The organism is Parabacteroides sp. CH2-D42-20 (genome assembly GCF_003670185.1).
Taxonomy (GTDB): Bacteria; Bacteroidota; Bacteroidia; order Bacteroidales; family Tannerellaceae; genus Parabacteroides; species Parabacteroides distasonis.
The window spans coordinates 75,288-95,483 of record NZ_RAYG01000023.1 but is presented as its reverse complement, the minus strand read 5'-3'; the positions used below and the strand labels follow the sequence as shown (position 1 = coordinate 95,483).

Genomic DNA, 20,196 nt, shown 5'->3' with positions numbered 1-20,196 from the left:
AATACAGTAGATACACAGCCCTGTGAAATAATGCGAAACGCCGAGAATTTCATTGGGCCCGGCATATCATCATTGGACGTTCGGAACTATATGCGAAAGATGGAAATCGACCAAAAGGATTGAAAATATAATTCCACCTATCATAGAAACGACTTTGTCATTATGCGCAATCGTTTCTATGTTTCATTTACCTCTTTTTACTTAGTAATCAACACAAAATTATTACTTTTGTAAAATGATTCAAAAGGAATTCGATTTTTACAGACCATGTAAGCTATTGCAACCTTACGTGAGATATTATTGGGTATTCAAAAGTAACCAGTTTTTGAATACTCTGACTTTTCCTATCGGTTGCTCTCAAATCATTTTCCATAAACAAGCACCGTTATATATCCCTGAACTAAATGTTACACAAGACAAACTGACTGTGAGCGGACAAGTTAATTTCTCGTCACACCTATATGCAGACGGAAATACGGAAATGATAGTGGTTGTATTCCACCCTCACGCCATGAGTATGTTTCTGAACATGCCGACATCGCTCTTTTACAATCAAGAAGTGTCCGGTTACAGCCTTGAAAACAAAAGTTTGAATGAACTGGCTACACGAATATTCGACTGTGAGAATAATTCTATTTGCATAAGTTATATAGAAAAATGGCTGGTGTCACAAATTGTCGATAATTTAGCTGATACCACATCCCAAATTAAAAGAATAGATGCCGCCATACAGCGAATATATATCACTCCGCAAATCTCTGTAACCGAATTATCTTCTATTGCCTGCTTAAGTAAAAAACAGTTTGAGCGGTTGTTTCATTCATTTGTAGGCATCAATCCCAAAGAATATACCCGTATCGTCCGCTTCCAAAAGGCTTTGGCGCAGATGCAGCATCAAGTGGGTCAAGAAATCAATCAGGCACAAATAGCATACGCCAGTGGCTATGCCGACCAGTCGCACTTTATCCGAGAGTTCAAGAAGTTCTGCGGATATACGCCCATGTCTTTGCTGAAAATATCAAATCCATATTCCGATTTGTTCACCAATCCCGTATAAATGTCCCGTTTGTTCTATCCAAGGTCAAACGCTTCTCCTACTTTTGCCGCCTGATTCATTGAATGAAAATAGCATTAAGTATGAAAGAAGTAAATCCCCAAGAAACCAGCCGGGCATACGCCTTTGAAATGTGGATGAACGCACCTATGCCAATGGTGACGTTCTTTAAGACACTCAACGTGTCACGCCTTGTGAAAATCAGCCGGAAATCGGGCATGAAGTTTAATATGCTGATGTGCTGGTGCATCGGCAAAGCCGCAAGGAGCGTGAAAGAATTTTATCTGCTGCCCGTTGGCGGTAAACTGATGCAGTACGATACCATCGCTGTAAACACCATTGTCGCCAACAGAAAAGGCGAGGTAAGTTCGTGTGATATTCCTTTCTGTGATGATTTATCTGTGTTTAATCAACACTATCTGCAACTTACCAAACAAGTGGCTGAAAGTTGCGTCAATCACGACTTGACGGAAAGCATGGTTATCGGAACTTCCGCATTGGCGCAATACGAAATAGACGGTGCTGTCGGTATGTATAGCGGCATTTTTAATAATCCGTTCCTTATTTGGGGCAAATACAAACACCGCCTGCTGAAAACGACGCTTACCGTTTCTTTCCAGTTCCACCACACGCAAATGGACGGGGCGCACGCTTCCCGCTTTTTAGACGGGATTCAAAAAGAAATTGATAATCTGAGAATATAAGTTTAGGGAAAACGCTATCTTTGCATCTCATAACAACAACATTCAGATGATAAATATCTTTTAAAGAAAATATTATGACAACGAAAGCAGCATTTATTTACATTGCGCCTGAGAATGATTACAAAACGCACAAAGCATTTATCGATTCTCCTGTCGTTAATCTGACGGTAGTGGGTGTAAAAGACTACGAAGAAGCTGAATATGTAGCTAAAGAGTTGGTAAAGGAAGGCATCACTGCTATTGAACTTTGTGCCGGTTTTGGTCTCAATGGCGTAGCGCGTGTTAGCAAAGCAGTCGAAGGAAGAGCTTTAGTTGGAGTTGTTAGGTTTGATCTCCATCCTGCGTTTAATCACCAAAGTGGAGATAGCATATTCTAATTAAAATCCTCAGCGATTTAACTAAGTTCGTATTTCGACTATAATAAGATTGATACTGGCGAAAGAAACCAAAAGAGAGTTTGTTTTTTCTTTCGCCGGTATTGTATTACATATTACACATAAGCAATGATTCTATTTGGCATTACTTGTTAACCATTCCTTAGCCATTTCTGTCAGTCGGTATTGTTGTTTGGGGTGCTTTGGCTGATTCGGATAAAGCCGTTCAATCAATCCTTCTTCCAATGCGGGGGTAATATACCTCTCACGAAAATACTTTAAGTCTTTAATATCACATACATTCGCCATATTCCTCATTGTCATGTAAGAATCTTCCATTTTTTGAATGAGCAATTCTACTTGAGGGGTACTTAGGGGATGCTTAGGGGGTATTTGCCCTCCTCTGTTATCTTTCTGTCCTCTTTATCATTCTCTATGATATTGAATTTGAAATCAGGTCGCTTGAACGTGATAGTAACGAAACCTCCATCCGAAGACCATGTAGGAGTTTCCACACCTTGCGCCGTTACTTTAGGTTACCCAACAAGCATAAGTAATATTTATCTCAAATTCATATTTGTTTTTCCGAAATTATCACTACATTTGCAGATATAGTCAATTTATTGCTATTCTTTAAAATAAAACAAGTGTGGAAACAGAAAGAATAAATAGAATAAAAGTAGTATTGGTTGAACAAAATAGAACTGGGAAATGGTTAGCAGAACAACTCCAAAAGAATGAAGCTACTATTTCTCGTTGGTGTTCTAATACTTCACAACCATCATTAGAAATGCTTGTCAAGATTGCGAAAATACTGGATGTAGATGTACGAAAACTGATTAATCCAAATAACAACGAAGAACGATATGGCGAATAAGAATCTGAATAAGGCTAAAGAAGCTAAGAAAGACGAGTTCTATACGCAGCTTGAAGATATAAATAATGAGCTGAAACATTATCGTGAGCATTTTCGTGGCAAAACTGTATTGTGCAATTGCGATGACCCACGTGTCAGCAATTTCTTCACCTACTTTGCCTACAACTTTGAGTTCCTTGGATTGAAAAAGTTGATTACCACTTGTTACAAGAATCAAGACATGGACTTGTTCAGTCAAAATAAAAGTGAACAGGCTGTATATTTGGTTTATGAAGGAGACAAGAACGGAGACCATATTCCCAATGCAGATGAAATAGGTGTGATGCCATTAAAGGGGGATGGCGATTTTAGAAGCAAAGAGTGTATTGAACTTCTAAAAGAAGCGGATATTGTTGTTACTAATCCTCCTTTCTCTTTATTCAGAGAATATGTAGCACAACTCATTGAATATGATAAAAAGTTTTTGATTATTGGACACCAGAATGCCATCAAGTATAAAGAGATATTCCCTCTCATCCAGCAAAATAAACTTTGGCTTGGCTATGGCTTTAAAGGGGGAGCTGGTCATTTCATTTCTCATTATGAGGATAGAGCTACCGCTGGCGACCACCGTGAAGGCATGATACGTGTTTCTGGAGTAACATGGTTCACAAATTTAGAAACGCCTAAAAGACATGAGAATATCATTCTTTATAAAAAGTATTCTCCCGAGGAATACCCTAAATATGAGAATTATGATGCTATAGATATTTCCAAAACTGCAGAAATTCCATGTGATTATGATGGAAAGATGGGAGTACCTATTACTTTCATGGATAAATACAACCCCGATCAATTCGAGATAATCGGTAATACATGCGATACAGACTGGATAAGATCTGTGGGATTTAAAATAATGGGACAAGATACAATTGACAAATTGAGGCAACAAGGAAATAAAGCTCATGTTACAGCTAACATGAATTCACCATACATATTAAAAGATGGAATTGTAATCTTACCTTATGCTCGTATTATCATTCGCAAAATTAAAAAGTAATAACCATGATGAATATAGCCCCTAAATTCATAAAGATAGCCGACCTTATTGAAGGTTATAGCAATGACGCCGAGACAGGCGTTAAAGGTTATGGCGGTAAGTTAGACATCCGTCCACCCTATCAACGTGAGTTCCGATACGATATTAAGCAACAGCAGGCTGTTATTAATACCATCTTAAGCGGATATCCGCTCAATATCATGTACTGGAGTGTTGCAGAAGACGGCAATTACGAGATGATTGACGGCCAACAACGCACGTTATCTATCTGTGAGTTCTATACCCACGGCTTTAACATTGAGGACAAAGACCGTGGCACACTCTATTTCTCAACATTGACAAACGAGGAAAAAAATAAGTTCCTAAATTACGAATTGACAATATATTTCTGTGAAGGGACGGATAAAGATAAATTAGATTGGTTCAGAGTAATCAATATCGCAGGAGAAAAACTGCTCGACCAAGAGCTTCTCAATGCTGTCTATACAGGCCCGTTTGTGACAGATGCCCGTCGTCACTTTTCAAAGAATGGTTGCCCAGCTTATAAACTCGGTGCAGACTTTCTAAACGGTAGTGCCATTGAACAAGCGTATCTTTCAACTATCCTCAAATGGGCAGCCCGTCATGATGGCATCGCAAAGGTTGATGATTATATGGCACAACATCAGTTTGACCCAAATGCCAACAAATTATGGGCTTACTTTGTGTCAATCATCACATGGATACGTTCCACATTCCCTAAATATCGTCGTGAAATGAAAGGTTTGGATTGGGGTGCGATGTTTGACGAGTTTGGTGAGGGCGTTTACGATACAGATGTACTTGAAAAGCAAATCCACGACTTGATGGAGGACGATGAGATTATGAAGAAATCAGGTATCTATCGCTATGTATTAAGTGAAGATCTACGTGATCTCAGTTTCAGAACATTCGACAAAAAGCAAAAACGTGAAGCATACGAACGGCAGAAAGGAATCTGCGTACATTGTGGCAAACATTTCGAGTTGGAAGAAATGGAAGCAGACCACATCACCCCTTGGAAAGATGGTGGTACGACTGTGGCAGAGAATTGTCAAATGCTTTGTAGAAATTGTAATAGGATTAAAGGAGGAAAATAAATATGAATAACCAAATAAAACAATCTATTGAAGAATGTCAAAGTATTATAGAGCATATTCGCAATTCTATAAATAATAAGGAATGCAATTTTTGTCCTAAATGTAAGGAGTTGACGAGTTTGTACAATGCACTTAATAAACTATCGATAAACATTAAATCTGATTTACCTATCGAAGAGCGATATATACAAGCATATTTACCTGCATTAGTCGGAGTATCTCAGATTAATCCTTATGATTTCGGAGGTATTATAGCGATAATAAATATAATTCAATCAAGATGTGATTTGGCAAATAATAAACACAAGAAAATATTCATCAGCCATTCCTCAAAAGATGAAGCAATCATTAAACTTTTTGTTGATGATATCTTACAATTAGGAGTTGGTATAAAGCCTGAGCAAATCTTTTGTACTTCTATTGAAGATATGGGTATTAAAAATGGAGAAGATATTAGGAAACACATTCATCAAAACATAAAGAATGCAGATTATTCTTTCTTGCTCATATCAAATAACTACAAAACAAGTGAAATCTGTTTGAATGAAATGGGAGCAGTTTGGGCATATGATAATAATGTTAAGCTATATCTATTGCCGAAAATGGATTTTGATAGTATTGGATGGTTATGTAATACAAGAATAGCAGAAAGAATAGATAACTCCATTGCTCTAGACGAATTGCACGAACAATTACAACAACACTATTCTCTGCAAAATACATCTATTAGAAGTTGGAGTAGATTACGAGAAAAATTCCTTCAAGAAATTAAAGCTGTTTAATCTCAAACTCAATGTGTATCTATTTCAAACATATATAATATATACTTTTCTAATATCAAAGATTGATTCAATAAATATATAAAAACTTTTAATTTATAATCAACCATATGCTAACCGAATCACAAAACATAGAATTCAAAGAATCTTGGCGCGACGAATATCTGAAATGGATATGTGGTTTTGCTAATGCACAAGGTGGAACACTGTTTGTCGGCATTAAGGACAATGGCGAAATCTGCGGTGTGCAAGAAGCCAAGAAGTTGATGGAAGATATTCCCAATAAGGTACGTGATATGCTCGGTATACTGGTAGATGTTAATCAAAAAGAGGATAATAAAAAACAATATCTGGAAATAGTAACTGAAGCATATCCTTATCCAATCAGTTTTCGCGGCAAGTATTACCAGCGGAGCGGAGCCACCAACCAAGAGTTGAAAGGTGCGGCACTCGACCGTTTTATGCTTCGCAAACAGGGAAAAACTTGGGACGGTGTACCAGTGCCTTATCTGAAAACAGAGGATTTGGACAATGCGACTTTTGATTTATTTCGCAAATATGCTAAACGAAGCGAACGCATGGAAGATGCTGATTTAATGGATGACAACCATGGCCTGTTAGAAAAACTTCGACTTTATGAAGGTGATTACCTAAAACGTGCAGCTGCTTTATTGTTCCATCCAGACCCGGAACGATACGTGACCGGAAGTTTTGTAAAGGTGGGCTTCTTCCGTGAGGGAATGGATTTGGTGTATCAAGATGAAGTACATGGCAACCTGTTTCAGCAAATTGTAAAACTAATGGATTTACTATGCACCAAATATATGAAAGCCGTCGTAACTTACGAGGGTATTCATCGAATAGAAACATTGCCTATACCAAGGGAAGCTCTTCGCGAGGCGTTGTTAAATGCCTGCATTAACAAGGATTATGCAGAACCTTCTCCCATACAAATTCGCGTGTATGAAAATAAACTGGAAATTGTAAATGGTGGTGTATTGCCAGACGGTTGGACAGTGGAAACACTACTATCTTCTCATCGTAGTTTTCCCTATAACCCTGACATTGCCAATACATTCTTTCGTTCTGGAGAAATTGAAGCATGGGGACGTGGCATTGAACGTATCATTATAGCCTGTAAGAATGACGGATTTTCCACACCAGAATTCCGTTACGATGCTTCGGGCATTTGGACGATATTCAAGTTTGAGTATCCAGAAAGAGCGACTACCCAAAAGACTACCCAAAAGACTACCCAAAAGACTACCCAAAAACTGACAGAGCAACAGCAGGCTATGCTGTCTTTTTTAAAAGAGCATCCCGAAGCGACCCGAAAAGAGATAAGTGAAAGCCTTCCCAACATCACTGAAGATGGTGTTAAGTATAACCTTTCACGCCTTCAGGAACTTGGATTATTAGAGCGTATAGGAGGTAGGAAACAAGGTTATTGGAAAACAATAGAGTAAAGTACATGGATGATCTAGATGAATTTGAAAGTTGGCATAAGGATTTGAATGAATGGGAACGTTTTCAATATGAACTTGAAAGAATAAGCGGAGAGAAAAAATTATTACAAAGTATGTGATTTTGACAATAAAACACTAAAAAATGCAACTAATGAGCAAAGAAAACCAAATAATACTTTATCAAGACGACAACGAAATTACTCGTGTGTCGGTGCGTTTTGCCGATGAAGATTTGTGGCTGACACAAAATCGTTGGTGGATATATATCAAACGAGTAAATCAAATGTAAGTGAGCATATTAAGCATATATTTGAGGATGGCGAGTTAGTAAAGGAGGCAACTGTTCGGAAATTCCGAACAGTTCAAACAGAAGGTTCTCGTAAAGTTGAACGAGAAGTGGAGCACTACAACCTTGATATGGTTATCGCTTTGGGTTATCATGTGCAGTCTCAGGTTGCAACCCGCTTCCGATGATGGGCAACCCAGCGGCTTCATGAGTATATTCAAAAAGGATTTACCATGGATGATGAACGGTTGAAACAGGGCGGCAACCGCTATTTCCGTGAGTTGTTACAACGCATCAGGGATATTCGTAGCAGTGAACGCAATTTTTATCAGCAGGTAACATATATATATGCTACAGCCACAGACTATGATCCACGCGACAGTATGGCAAAGATGTTCTTCGCCACCGTACAAAACAAGTTGCATTATGCCGTTCATGAAAATACTGTGGCAGAAGTGATATACAATCGTGTGGACAATGAGAAACTGTTTGTAGGTATGACTAATTTCAAAGGCAGCTATGTAACTAAGGATGATGTAAAGATTGCCAAGAACTATTTGTCTGAGATTGAACTCCAACGCCTGAATCTGCTTGTTTCCGGTTTCTTGGACTTTGCCGAGTTCCAAGCATTGGAAATGAATCCTATGAGAATGAAAGATTGGATAGAAGCACTGGATGACCAAATTATAGCACACAAACGAAAGGTTTTGATTGGTAAGGGAAACATTTCGCATAAACAAGCGATTGAGAAGGCAGAAAAGGAGTTTGCCATCTATCGCAAACGCGAAATGGATTTATTGGAAAGTGATTTTGATAAGGAAATCAAAAGATTGAAAGATAATAATGATAAAAGTTCAAAGTAATTCACTACCTTTGCCCTTGGAAACTTTCATGCAACCTTGCGCAAAACAACGCAAGTCATTGGTGGATCAAACGGAGGAGATTACAGTCGAGTCGCTTTTAGAAAGTAATGATATTCAGCTACTTGGGAATAAATCACGATTCCTGGTGGCATCACTTTTTAAGAAGGCAAAACGATGTAAATCCCTAACTTTCAAAGAAGTTTAGGGATTTTTCATTTTCAAGAATAGGTAAAATAAGTGGGACTAAAGTAAACTATACATCCTTATTCGGGGGATAGTTTTAGAAAGCCTAAAATGTTACACAGCACAAGTGCTACTTCGTTTTTTTACAGCACATTGATCTATTTTACATAACCGGGTTCTCGGTTCGATTTCCTAACTTTGTATCATTAAAAATTGAGCTGTATGGAAAGAGAAATATTCAGCGTGTTGTTCTTCATTAAGCGTAGTAAAACGTTAAAAAGGGAAAGTACCTCTGCGTGTGAAATTCTATCAGATTTACCAAGACTTGGAATTGGAGGAAAAGATTGTCTCCGCACGTGCCATAGTAAATCGCTATCAGGGAAAGGACGAAACTTTCAAAACATTATATAATGTGTTCAAGGAGTATAACGACAACTTGGAAACTCGAATGAAACAGATCCCCAATATCCAACTTAAATTGCCCCCCGATTTATTTTTCCTAAAATACAAAAAACATCATATAATCAGCTCATTAGCTTTCGATTTGTGCTGGGTTTGTAATTTTTATTTACTGCCAATATAGTCATTCATTTCTTCCCGCAAATTTTGCGTAAGGACTCTCCGTGCAGCTCAATTCTTGCGGCTTGGTGAGTTATTCTGTACATGACTGCGCCGGCTATTGTCTCCTTGCCGATGACATCATACTTGTCTTTGACCGGCAATTGTGATGCAATCAGTGTTGATTTCTTACCATATCGGTCTTCGATGATGTCCATCAGATGCATTCTGCTTCCGTTGTCCAACGGTTGCAAGCCGAAATCATCCTGTATAAGCATATCCGTCCTTTCTATCTTTTTCAGCTCCTACAGGATGCTACCTTTTACCTTGGTGGCCTTCAACTGCCCTAAAAGTCTGGAAGTATTGGCATACAGCACTTTCAATCCTTTTTGGCAGACTCTGTATCCCAAGGCTGTGGCAATGTAGCTCTTTCCTGTACCGGAGCTTCCCATGACAAACAAGTCGCACACCTCCTTGACAAATCTTGTTCATGCTGATTGATTTATTGGGAATACTATCTGTTTTGTCTATTTAATAGATTAATGTAGAATTATGAACTGATTCTGTAACTCTTTTAATGTTTTTTGGGTGGGGCAATTTAAATTGGATTTTGGGGAACTCTTTAGATAGGACAATGGGGGGACAGTTTATACCAAATTTTCCACCTGTCAATACACAGAAGAATTTTCATTGTTTATTACCGAAAAATAGAAGCAGTCTCTACAAAAAAAGACTGCTTCTGCTTCATTTCTAGAACAAATCAAAAAACAAATATGCTCAACTATTAATCTTAATTTTCTTTTAAGAAACGGATGATAACACAGGTTTGTCTGATACGGAAAACAAGTGTTCACTAAGCGCCTTCAAAGCATGCACTTTATCTTCCGCTTTCATCACCAACGATACATTACTACTACTTCCGCCGTATGAAATCATCCGTACGGGAATATCTTTCAATGCATTGATGATGCGTGCCTCAAAACCGACATTTTGCCATTCTAGGTCACCAACAACACAAACAATCACCATATTCTTTTCGACTGTAATCGTTGCGTATTTCCGTAATACACCCACAATCTCGTCTATATGCTTGTCATCATCAATCGTTACGGAAACCCCGATATCGGAAGTGGTCACCATGTCCACCGGCGTATTGTAATTATAGAACGTATCAAACACGATGCTCAGAAAATGAGGTGTCGGTATCGTATGGAGCGACTTGATCTTGACATACGTGATGTTGTCTTTGGCGGCAACAGCTTTGATCGCACCCTTTTCCGCCGTATTCGAGATCAATGTACCCGACGCATTTGGCTGCAATGCGTTCAAGAGGCGTACCGGTATGTTCTTTTCCTTGGCAGGCAGGATGCAAGTCGGATGTAGTATCTTGGCACCGAAATGTGCCAACTTAGCGGCTTCGTCGAAGTTCAACTGCCTAACAGGAGCGGTGTCATTGACAAACCGTGGATCGTTGTTGTGCATCCCGTCAATATCCGTCCATATCTGTATCTCTTCTGCTTGGATAGCCGCTCCAATTAGAGAGGCGGTGTAATCGCTTCCTCCTCTTTCCAAGTTGTCAATGCTGCCGTAAGCATTCCGGCAGATGAAACCTTGCGTAATATATATTTCTGCCTCTTTGTTTTGCTCCAAAAGTGTATTTAGGTGTTTAGCGATATATTCCATGTCCGGTTCATTGTCCATTGTAATTCGCATGAAGTTCAACGCAGGCAATAAAACTACCTTCACTCCTTGTTCTTCCAGATAGCAGGTCATCAGAAAGGTTGATATTAGCTCACCCTGCGCCAAGATTTCCTTTTCATCGAACATGCTGAAAGGCATATTAGAGAAAGACCAGACATGTTGAGACCGTTCAAGCATGTATTGCATGGCCCTTTCTTTGTAGGTATCGCTTTGGTATAATTCTTCTATATGATTGACATAAGCTTGTTCCAAAGCAGAAAGGATCGCATTGGCTTTTCCCGGATCTTTCTTATGGAAACACTCAGATATCTCCACTAAAGAGTTTGTTGTCCCTGCCATGGCAGAGAGTACTACTATTTTCTGTTCCTGATCGCAAATGATTGATGCGACATTCTTGATCCGCTGGGCAGAACCGACTGAAGTACCACCAAATTTTAATACTTTCATTAGACTATCTGATTTTTGATTTTACTTTTTATACATTGAATCTGATCACGAACGTGCTACCTTTACCGACTTCGCTTTCGATACGGATCGTACCACCATGAGCTTCCACAAAGTCCTTGCTGATGGCAAGTCCCAAACCGCTACCTTGTACTTTTGTTCCCGGCACACGGAAATAGTGGTCGAAAATACTTTCGTGGTAACGCGAGTCAATGCCCTTTCCGAAGTCCTTGACATAGATCTCGACGGCTTTGTCGATCTGTCGTGCACCGATGATAATCCGTCCGTTCTCCGACGAATAACGGATGGCGTTCGATAACAGGTTGGTCACAACCCAAGCAATTTTCTCGCTGTCGACAAACAATTTGGTGATCTTTTCAGGATACTCCACTTCGATCTGACAGTTAAAACGCTCGGCCTGTACCCGGTTCGCCTTGATGGCATAGTCGATCAGTTCGATCGGTTTGGTAATCTTCGGATTCAGGTAGAGCTTACCGCTTTCTACCTGTGACATCTTCAACAATTCGCCAGTGATCTCCAACAAACGGTCGCTATTTTCCTTTATGTTCTTGGAAAGGCTCTCCTGTTCTGTATTCAGTTTTCCGATCCGATTGTCTTCCAGCAGTTCCAAGCTCATCATGATAGCCGATATCGGTGTCTTCAGTTCATGAGAGATCGTTGAAATAAAAGTTGTCTTTGCAATATCTTTTTCTTTAAATTCGGTCACGTTCTTCAACAGGATCACATCCCCGACATACTTACCCTCCAGTCCAGTCTGCCTGTTAACGTTGATCGGGATGTATTTTACTTGAAAATAGCTTTCCTTGTTGTCCGCATAGATTTTCAACGGATCCTTATTGTCATCGGGATGTACCAACTGGCGGATCAAACGGCGCAGCAGATCATTTTTTAACGCCACTTCGGGAGCCGGTTTGTCGATAATGTTTTCCCGTGTCAAATTCAAAACAGTCAAAGCCTCGTCATTGACAAACAAAATCTTCCGTTCCTTACTCAAGCCTATGATAGGTTCTGCAATGCTGTTGATAATTGTTTCTATATATTTTTTCCCTTGCAGGATATCTTCCAGCGAACTGTTCCTGTATTCGGCCAAGCGCTCGGCCATCTCGTTGAACAACGTGGCTATTTCCTTAAACTCCGGTTCATTGCCCAAATTAAGCCGTTTGCTGTAATTGGCATTGGTGATTTCCTTGATGCCATCCGTCAATTTCCGGATCTGTACGCTGACCGAGCGTGGCAGGCGAGCCAGAAAGAGGAAGGCGATCACGATACAAGCGATCCCTACCGTCCAGATCCAAAAGAGAGACCTTTCCGCCGTATGGACAGCCACTTCATTCTTTTCATAAATGGCAGACATATTGACTGCCATAATGGTATAAATCGTCTGGCGTATCTGCCGAATCGATTCATCATCCATGTCATCCAACGCCTTTTCACAGTTCGAACTTAATCGGTTAGTCAGTATGTCTTCATCCTTCTCTGTCAGATTTTTTTTCTGAGCTTCCAACCCGGCCTCAAACTCTTTTCGGGCATTCGGATTTTCCCGAATGGCATCCAGTGACTCGAGCATCTGACGGGAATAAAGGAGTGAATTGTAATTATCCGCTAGGATATTCTGCGTGTCATCCGATACATTATGAATGTTTTTTATAGCCAATCCACCTAATAAAGTGATCAGGACAAATAAAAGTCCTATCCCATAAGTCAACTTTGTTTTTATATTCATATTCATGGAAGGATTTTTATGCTAATATTATTAAATCAATGCCTAATTGAGCCAACTCTTCTAACATGTTCCGATAGTGAACCATCGCAAGGATAGCGGAAGGATATTTTAAAGCTGGTCGTCCGATACATAGCGTACTGATTTGCTTTTCTTTACAAACCTGTACGATCGCATCCGTTATATGTGGGGATTGCACTTGAATGATTTCTCCTCCAAGTTCCGTTGCCAACTTGAAATGGTTAAGCAAATGCCTTTGACTTGCCAACGGAATCCTGTCGGAACTTTCTCTTGGGGTTTGTACATACAGTACAAAAAACTTGGAATTATATCGGGTTGCCAACCGTGCGACTTTCCGTATGATCTTACGGGGAGTTTTCTCATTACTGCTGATGCAGGCCATAAACCTTTCGTGGCGTACACCGAGATTCTCTGGAATGGTATTCTCCACTTTTTTTTCTACCCGCAAAGCTACCTCTTTCAATGCCAACTCCCTAAGCTGAAGAATATGTTCAGCCTTAAAGAAATTATTTAATGCTGTTTGTATCTTATCGGGTTTGTATATTTTTCCGGCTTTTAACCGAGCCAGCAATTCGTCAGCGGTAAGGTCTATGTTGACCACTTCATCAGCCTGCTCCAGTACGATATCAGGAATACGTTCCTTGACCTCAATGCCAACCACGTCCTGCACCATCTCGTTAAGTCCTTCTATATGCTGAATATTGACCGCCGTGATCACACTGATACCGGCATCCAGTATATCCATGACATCCTGCCAACGCTTTTCGTTCTTACTGCCTTCGACATTGGTATGAGCCAATTCGTCAACGATGACAACTTCAGGATGGATACTGAGAATCGACTGCAAGTCCATCTCTTCGATCTCTTTTCCTTTATAAAATATCTTGCGGCGGGGGATGATAGGCAATCCTTCCACCAATGCCTCCGTCTCGACTCGCCCATGTGTTTCTATATAACCGATCTTGACATCGATACCGCTTTCCAGTAATTGGTGGGCATCTGATAGCATCCGATACGATTTACCTACACCGGCAATCATGCCGATGTAGATTTTAAAATTGCCACGACGAGACTTTTTCAACAAATCTAAAAAATGTTGTACACTTTGTTCTCGGTCCATGCGTATTATTATATCAAGGTCTTAAAGAAATTCCCAAGACAAGATGGGCATCCTCCATACGAGGGTTCCAAATTGCCTGTGTAAAAATAGGTAATGAGAAAGAATCCGTGATTTTGATATCTTTCGTTGCTTTCAATGCAACATTCGTTACTGCAAATCCACTATTTACATCACCTCCATACGTAGTTATTCCCGCATCATACGGAAGAACACCACAAGTTGCATTCAGATCGACGCCCTTCACTGTGAATGGAAAATTCAACTCCACATAAGAAGAATAGTTTTGGTTTCCATTTTCATCTTTGTCTTGACCGGCAAACATGAAATTCCAAGTGATAGACAAAGGTAACTTCTCAATAGGCAAAGTGTAAGCCAAACCTGCTTCAAAATGGTGATCTGTTTCATGGCTTTTGAAGTTAAAATAACGGCAAGAGCCTTGCCCTGCCCACCATAAGCTAGCGACAGACAATGTAGGACCAGCTGATCCGAATGTATACGCTGCCGTTAAATCTATCTCTTTAGCAGCAGGCATAGATGTAGAGTTTGCTCCCTGAAAATCGGTAGATCCCCAGGCTGTCAAAGAGAAATTACCTACCCCCAGTGATAGTGTCGGCTGGAAGCTAGCACCAGTTTGGTAGAAACCACGCCAAATATAGGAACTTACCAAATCTCCCTGTACAGAAAAACTTACTTTACCATCCTCTTCCTGTGCATTAGCCAACGTAGAAGATGCCATTGAGAATACAACTGCCAAGGCTGCTACTTTTTTTACGAATGATTTCATAACCTAAATCTAATTGACTTATTAAAAATTTGTTATTTGTTATTTGATGCTTGATCAAGCGCAACATTTAATTTCAATACATTTACTTTCTCCGTTCCGAACATACCCAATAACGGTTTCTCAACATGAGAATTGACGATACCCATTACCTTTTCTTCCGACCATCCACGAGCGTCCGCTACACGTTTGGCCTGTGCATAAGCGGCTTTCGGTGAGATATGGGGATCCAAACCGGAACTGCTGGCCGTGATGATTTCAGCCGGAACTTTTTCACGGGTTAGGTAAGGATGATGAACCAAGAATGTATCAATACGTTCTTCCAACAAAGCTAAATGTTCTTCATTGGAAGGTCCCTTGTTACTACCTGCCGAACTGGATGCATCGTAACCGTCACCGGCATGGGAAGGACGTCCCCAGAAATAAATATCTTGCGTGAAATTCTGACCAATATTGGCGGCCCCCACTACTTTTCCATTCAATGTAACCAGTTCGGCATTACCCTTATTCGGTCCTGCCACTTGGGCAAACAACCACAAAACGAAAATGTAGAAAACACTGAAGAACAAACAAAATGCAATTGTCAGTCTTAATGATTTAAAAAGATTTGATATCATAATGAATTATTGTTTTATTTTCTTAACCTTCCTCCTATCTTCATACAGAGGGAGGAAGGTTTTTAATATTGATTTTACTTTTACATGAATAAACTTACAATCATATCTATCAACTTGATACCAATGAACGGGGCAATTACACCGCCCAAACCGTAGATCAGCAAGTTGCGACGAAGCAATGCGGAAGCACCAATCGGTTTATAAGCCACACCACGTAATGCCAGAGGGATCAGAATCGGGATGATGATCGCATTAAAGATGATCGCACTTAGGATCGCTGATTCCGGACTGTGCAGGTGCATGATGTTCATCGGGGCCAATGCCGGGATCGTAACCATGAACAGAGCTGGTACGATAGCGAAATACTTGGCCACGTCGTTAGCGATACTGAAAGTAGTCAGCGTACCACGAGTCATCAGCAACTGTTTACCGATTTCGACAATCTCGATCAGTTTCGTTGGGTCGTTGTCCAAATCAACCATATTACCAGCTTCCTTGGCAGCCTGCGTACCACTGTTCATTGCGACACCAACGTTTGCCTGAGCCAAGGCCGGGGCATCGTTCGTACCGTCCCCCATCATGGCGACCAGCTTACCGTTTTCCTGTTCCTTACGGATATAGTTCATCTTGTCTTCCGGTTTGGCTTCGGCGATATAATCGTCTACACCAGCTTTTTCAGCGATATATTTTGCGGTCAACGGGTTATCACCGGTTACCATTACCGTCTTCACACCCATCTTACGCAAACGTTCAAAACGTTCTTGGATCCCCGGTTTGATGATATCCTGTAATTCGATCACACCGATGATGAAATCATCCTGTGAAACAACCAGCGGAGTACCGCCGTTACTCGTGATCTTCTGAACCAAATCGGCCACCTCTTTCGGATATTTGTTGCCGGCAGCCTCACTCATCTTACGAATAGCATCAAAAGCTCCTTTACGGATGCGAGTACCGTTTGCCAAATCCACTCCTGAGCATTTAGTTTCTGCCGTAAACTTGATCATCTTTGATCCGGATGTATTCAGATCATGTACACGTACACCTTTTTCACGTCCCAGTTCCACGATTGACTTACCTTCGGGTGTATCGTCAGAAAGAGAGGACAGTAGACAAGCTTGTACAAAAGAGTGTTCGTCAATGCCGGATACCGGATAGAACTGGGTTGCTTTACGGTTACCGATCGTGATCGTACCGGTCTTGTCGAGCAGCAAAGTATCAATGTCACCGGCTGTTTCAACCGCCTTACCGGATTTGGTGATCACATTAGCAGACAACGCACGATCCATACCGGCAATACCGATGGCAGATAACAAACCACCGATCGTAGTCGGGATCAAACAAACGAACAAAGAGATAAAGGCCGCGATCGTAATCGTCGTGTTGGAATAATCAGCAAACGGTTTCAAGGTACCGCAAACAACAACGAATACCAATGTAAAACCTGCCAGCAAGATTGTCAAGGCGATTTCGTTCGGAGTTTTCTGGCGAGAAGCGCCTTCCACCAAGGCGATCATCTTATCCAAGAAACTTTCACCCGGTTCGGTCGTCACTTTCACCTTGATCTGGTCGGACAATACTTTCGTACCGCCTGTTACAGAACTCTTGTCTCCACCCGCTTCACGGATCACCGGAGCAGATTCACCTGTGATGGCGCTTTCATCGATAGAAGCCAGACCTTCGATAATTTCACCATCGGAAGGAATCGTGTCGCCGGCTTCACAAATAAAGATGTCGCCTTTCTTCAACTGAGAAGAACTGACCGTTTCGATCTTGTTACCGACACACAATTTGGCAGGAGTTTCTTCCCGGGTCTTACGCAAACTGTCGGCCTGAGCCTTGCCTCGTGCCTCTGCAATCGCCTCTGCGAAGTTGGCGAAAAGCAACGTGGCGAACAATACAATAAACACTAAGATATTATAACCGAAAGATCCTTGCGTTGTATCACCGGTGGCAGCAGCCCAAATCGTAACAAACAACATGACGAACGTCACCACCTCCACGATAAACATGATCGGGTTACGGAACATCATCCGCGGATTCAACTTAACGAATGATTGCTTCAAACTTTCTATAACGAGCTCCTTTGGAAATAAAGAAGCAGTTTTGTTATTTCTCATCTTCTTAATCTGTCAATTAGTAAATACTAAAATATTCGGCGATCGGGCCTAGTGTTTGTGCCGGGAAGAATGACAAGGCAGCAACGATGACGATTACGCAGAATGTCATCACACCGAATGTAACCGTATCAGTCTTTAATGTACCCGCACTTTCCGGAGTGTACTTCTTGTTTGCCAAAAGACCTGCAATAGCTACTTGTCCGACAATTGGCAAATAACGTGAAATGATCAGTGCCAAACCGCAAGTGTAGTTCCAGAAATAGGTATTGTCGCCTAATCCTTCAAAACCGGAACCGTTGTTAGCAGAAGAAGAAGTATATTCATATAACATTTCACTGAAACCATGGAAACCGGGGTTGTTCAACCAGCCACCCTCGCTCTCTACGAATTCAGGGGCATATACCCATACGTAGGAAGAGATAGCCGTAAAGATCAAAATCACGAACGGGTGAGCTAACGAAACGATCGTCGCAATCTTCATTTCTCGGGCTTCTACCTTTTTACCTAAGAATTCCGGCGTACGTCCGACCATCAAACCGCTGATGAATACGGCTATAATCAAGAATGCATAGTAGTTCATGAAACCTACGCCAACACCACCAAACCATGTATTGATCTGCATGTTCAACATCTCCACCATACCGGAAAGAGGCATTGTACTGTCGTGCATACCGTTAACGGAACCATTAGAGGTGACGGTCGTAGTCACAGACCACAAAGCGGTTGCGCCCGGACCCAGACGGGTTTCCTTACCTTCCATAGCACCGCAAGACTGGTCAATACCCATCTCGTCGATTTTCGGGTTACCTGCCATCTCATAGTGAACGTTACAGAATACCCCCAAAAGATAAGCAAACAGCATCACACCATAGATCACATAACCTAACTTTTTACGTTTCAGATAAAATCCCAAAGCAAATACCAATGCCATCGGAATGATCAGAATAGACCAGCATTCTACAATATTGGTCAGGTAAGTCGGGTTTTCCAATGGGTGAGAAGAGTTTACTCCGAAGTAACCACCACCATTCGTACCTAACTGTTTAATCGGAACGATTGCAGCTGTAGGACCTTGTGAAACAGTTTGTTCAGCTCCTTCCAATGTCGGGATTGTCATTTTGGAGTCAAAGCCCATCGGCGTACCTTGTATGATCAGGATGAAACCCACGATCAGAGACATCGGGAAAAGGATACGTGTACAGCTGATCACTAAATAGTGCCAGAAGTTGCCGATTGTTTTAGTTGTTTTGGCGGCCATCGACTTCATAATTCCAGCCATGGCAGCCATACCTGTTGCAGCAGTGATGAACTGGAACAACATGATGACGAACAACTGTGTAAAATAAGTCAAACCGCTTTCTCCGCTATAGTGCTGCAAGTTACAGTTAACCATGAAACTAATACACGTGTTGAACGCCAAATCTGGACTTTGTCCGCTGTTCCCATCAGGATTCAAAGGAAGATATCCTTGCGATACCAACAGGATCATACCCCAGAAGAACCAAAATACGTTTATAATAAGCAGAGATTTCAAGAATGCCTTCCAATCCATCTCTTCATTGGGGTTGATACCCGCCAGTTTGTAAATAAATCTTTCAATTGGAGCCATGAAACGCATGCAGTCGTTTCCCTCCTTATACACTTTGGCGATATGCTTTCCCAGCGGGTAACTGATAACCAGCAGTAGCAATATCTGCAATGCTACACCTAAAATTTCTGTATTCATCTTTTCACTTAAAAAACTAATTACCATTAAAACTTTTCGGGCTTAATTAGGACATACATCAAATACCCGAAGATCAATAAGCAAAGTATAAACAGTGCTAAAAACATAATTTAATTCTCCTTTCCTACATTAAATTTTCTCAAACCAGTCCACACACTTGAAGAAAAACCAATAGCATGCTACACCGGTAGCACACAAGAACAAAAATGATAACGTATCTTCCATACTTGTCTCTTTTAATTGTTAATACTATTTATTTGTTTTCCGCCCTACTATATGCCAAAGCTGTGCCAAAAAATCGAGTTTATGCACAATATATTGTTTATCAGTTATATAATAAAAAAAATAATATTATTATGTAATATGCTCAATCCTTTTCAAAATGAAAAGGATATTTTCATTTTGAAAAGGTATATAAAAAGGCAAGCTGCCTGTTTTAGGTAACCTACCGGGTATGCAAGAACAAAGTGTTCCACATTATAGTCCATAGGCTTCCATCTTCTTATAAAGTGTGGTTAAGCCTATCCCAAGAAGACGAGCTGCTTCGGGTTTGTATCCGTTGGTATGTTGGAGAACTTTCTGAATGAGGTGCTTTTCAACGCTGATTAGGTCCAATTCAATATT

Annotated in this window: 18 protein-coding genes and 4 pseudogenes; 10 read left to right on the top strand and 12 right to left on the bottom strand. The window is 40.7% G+C overall.

The genetic code is table 11. From position 1 onward, the window contains the following. Positions 1-235 precede the first annotated feature (235 nt). The 3 genes from D7V92_RS14495 (at position 236) to D7V92_RS14485 (ending at position 2,135) form a co-directional block, all read left to right on the top strand. Positions 236-1,057 carry a helix-turn-helix transcriptional regulator gene (locus D7V92_RS14495; protein WP_121773155.1) on the top strand — a complete coding sequence of 274 codons (822 nt, stop codon included), beginning with the start codon at positions 236-238 and terminating at the stop codon, positions 1,055-1,057. Positions 1,058-1,137: 80 nt separating this feature from the next. Further along, complete coding sequence (locus D7V92_RS14490; RefSeq protein WP_057327947.1) at positions 1,138-1,758, top strand: CatA-like O-acetyltransferase, family 2; 621 nt, start codon at positions 1,138-1,140, stop codon at positions 1,756-1,758. A 74-nt stretch (positions 1,759-1,832) separates the two neighbouring features. Beyond that, the gene (locus D7V92_RS14485) at positions 1,833-2,135 is read left to right on the top strand and encodes a DUF6506 family protein (RefSeq protein WP_036618105.1); all 303 of its coding nucleotides are present in this window, start codon (positions 1,833-1,835) and stop codon (positions 2,133-2,135) included. Positions 2,136-2,267: 132 nt separating this feature from the next. On the opposite strand, the gene D7V92_RS14480 is transcribed toward D7V92_RS14485, so the two are convergent. Next, the gene (locus D7V92_RS14480; RefSeq protein WP_366402173.1) at positions 2,268-2,486 is read right to left on the bottom strand and encodes a Fic family protein; all 219 of its coding nucleotides are present in this window, start codon (positions 2,484-2,486) and stop codon (positions 2,268-2,270) included. Positions 2,487-2,503: 17 nt separating this feature from the next. Next, positions 2,504-2,647 carry a hypothetical protein gene (locus D7V92_RS22095; RefSeq protein WP_154398154.1) on the bottom strand — a complete coding sequence of 48 codons (144 nt, stop codon included), beginning with the start codon at positions 2,645-2,647 and terminating at the stop codon, positions 2,504-2,506. A gap of 134 nt (positions 2,648-2,781) precedes the next feature. Between D7V92_RS22095 and D7V92_RS14475 the strand changes: the two genes are divergently transcribed. The 7 genes and pseudogenes from D7V92_RS14475 to D7V92_RS22495 form a co-directional block, all read left to right on the top strand. Beyond that, the gene (locus tag D7V92_RS14475) at positions 2,782-3,009 is read left to right on the top strand and encodes a helix-turn-helix transcriptional regulator (RefSeq protein ID WP_057327949.1); all 228 of its coding nucleotides are present in this window, start codon (positions 2,782-2,784) and stop codon (positions 3,007-3,009) included. Beyond that, positions 2,999-4,048, top strand: a complete 1,050-nt coding sequence (locus D7V92_RS14470) for an adenine-specific methyltransferase EcoRI family protein (RefSeq protein WP_057327950.1) — start codon at positions 2,999-3,001, stop codon at positions 4,046-4,048. Before D7V92_RS14475 ends, D7V92_RS14470 begins: the two co-directional genes overlap by 11 nt. 5 nt (positions 4,049-4,053) lie before the next feature. After that, entirely contained in the window at positions 4,054-5,166 is a 1,113-nt protein-coding gene (locus D7V92_RS14465) for a DUF262 domain-containing protein (protein WP_223301129.1), read from the top strand. A 2-nt stretch (positions 5,167-5,168) separates the two neighbouring features. Further along, a complete protein-coding gene (locus tag D7V92_RS14460; protein ID WP_073344655.1) occupies positions 5,169-5,948 on the top strand; it encodes a toll/interleukin-1 receptor domain-containing protein in 780 nt (259 codons plus the stop codon). 107 nt (positions 5,949-6,055) lie between these two features. Further along, positions 6,056-7,411, top strand: coding sequence for an ATP-binding protein (locus tag D7V92_RS14455; RefSeq protein ID WP_104404129.1), 1,356 nt, complete (start codon positions 6,056-6,058; stop codon positions 7,409-7,411). A 151-nt stretch (positions 7,412-7,562) separates the two neighbouring features. Beyond that, a pseudogene (locus tag D7V92_RS14450) lies at positions 7,563-8,560 on the top strand (virulence RhuM family protein). A gap of 405 nt (positions 8,561-8,965) precedes the next feature. Then, positions 8,966-9,179, top strand: a pseudogene (locus tag D7V92_RS22495) (site-specific integrase); the annotation flags it as partial. 151 nt (positions 9,180-9,330) lie between these two features. Here D7V92_RS22495 and D7V92_RS22490 read toward each other — a convergent pair. From D7V92_RS22490 to D7V92_RS14390, 10 genes and pseudogenes are all read right to left on the bottom strand, one after another. Then, positions 9,331-9,771 (bottom strand): annotated as a pseudogene (locus D7V92_RS22490) (ATP-binding protein). Between the two features lie 331 nt (positions 9,772-10,102). After that, positions 10,103-11,449 carry an aspartate kinase gene (locus tag D7V92_RS14430; RefSeq protein ID WP_057327956.1) on the bottom strand — a complete coding sequence of 449 codons (1,347 nt, stop codon included), beginning with the start codon at positions 11,447-11,449 and terminating at the stop codon, positions 10,103-10,105. A 28-nt stretch (positions 11,450-11,477) separates the two neighbouring features. Further along, complete coding sequence (locus D7V92_RS14425; protein WP_034531510.1) at positions 11,478-13,196, bottom strand: ATP-binding protein; 1,719 nt, start codon at positions 13,194-13,196, stop codon at positions 11,478-11,480. A 10-nt stretch (positions 13,197-13,206) separates the two neighbouring features. Then, positions 13,207-14,328 (bottom strand): sensor protein KdpD, encoded by a 1,122-nt coding sequence (locus tag D7V92_RS14420; protein ID WP_005868607.1) that lies wholly within the window; start codon positions 14,326-14,328, stop codon positions 13,207-13,209. A 13-nt stretch (positions 14,329-14,341) separates the two neighbouring features. Then, entirely contained in the window at positions 14,342-15,112 is a 771-nt protein-coding gene (locus tag D7V92_RS14415; RefSeq protein WP_005868608.1) for a hypothetical protein, read from the bottom strand. Between the two features lie 32 nt (positions 15,113-15,144). Beyond that, a complete protein-coding gene (locus D7V92_RS14410) occupies positions 15,145-15,726 on the bottom strand; it encodes a K(+)-transporting ATPase subunit C (RefSeq protein WP_044546536.1) in 582 nt (193 codons plus the stop codon). Between the two features lie 80 nt (positions 15,727-15,806). Further along, complete coding sequence (kdpB, locus tag D7V92_RS14405) at positions 15,807-17,846, bottom strand: potassium-transporting ATPase subunit KdpB (protein WP_005868612.1); 2,040 nt, start codon at positions 17,844-17,846, stop codon at positions 15,807-15,809. 16 nt (positions 17,847-17,862) lie between these two features. Further along, the gene (gene kdpA / locus D7V92_RS14400; RefSeq protein ID WP_121773181.1) at positions 17,863-19,572 is read right to left on the bottom strand and encodes a potassium-transporting ATPase subunit KdpA; all 1,710 of its coding nucleotides are present in this window, start codon (positions 19,570-19,572) and stop codon (positions 17,863-17,865) included. Positions 19,573-19,598: 26 nt separating this feature from the next. Beyond that, a complete protein-coding gene (locus D7V92_RS22740; RefSeq protein WP_080504992.1) occupies positions 19,599-19,679 on the bottom strand; it encodes a potassium-transporting ATPase subunit F in 81 nt (26 codons plus the stop codon). A 370-nt stretch (positions 19,680-20,049) separates the two neighbouring features. Next, positions 20,050-20,184: pseudogene (locus D7V92_RS14390) on the bottom strand (helix-turn-helix domain-containing protein); the annotation flags it as partial. Positions 20,185-20,196 lie beyond the last annotated feature (12 nt).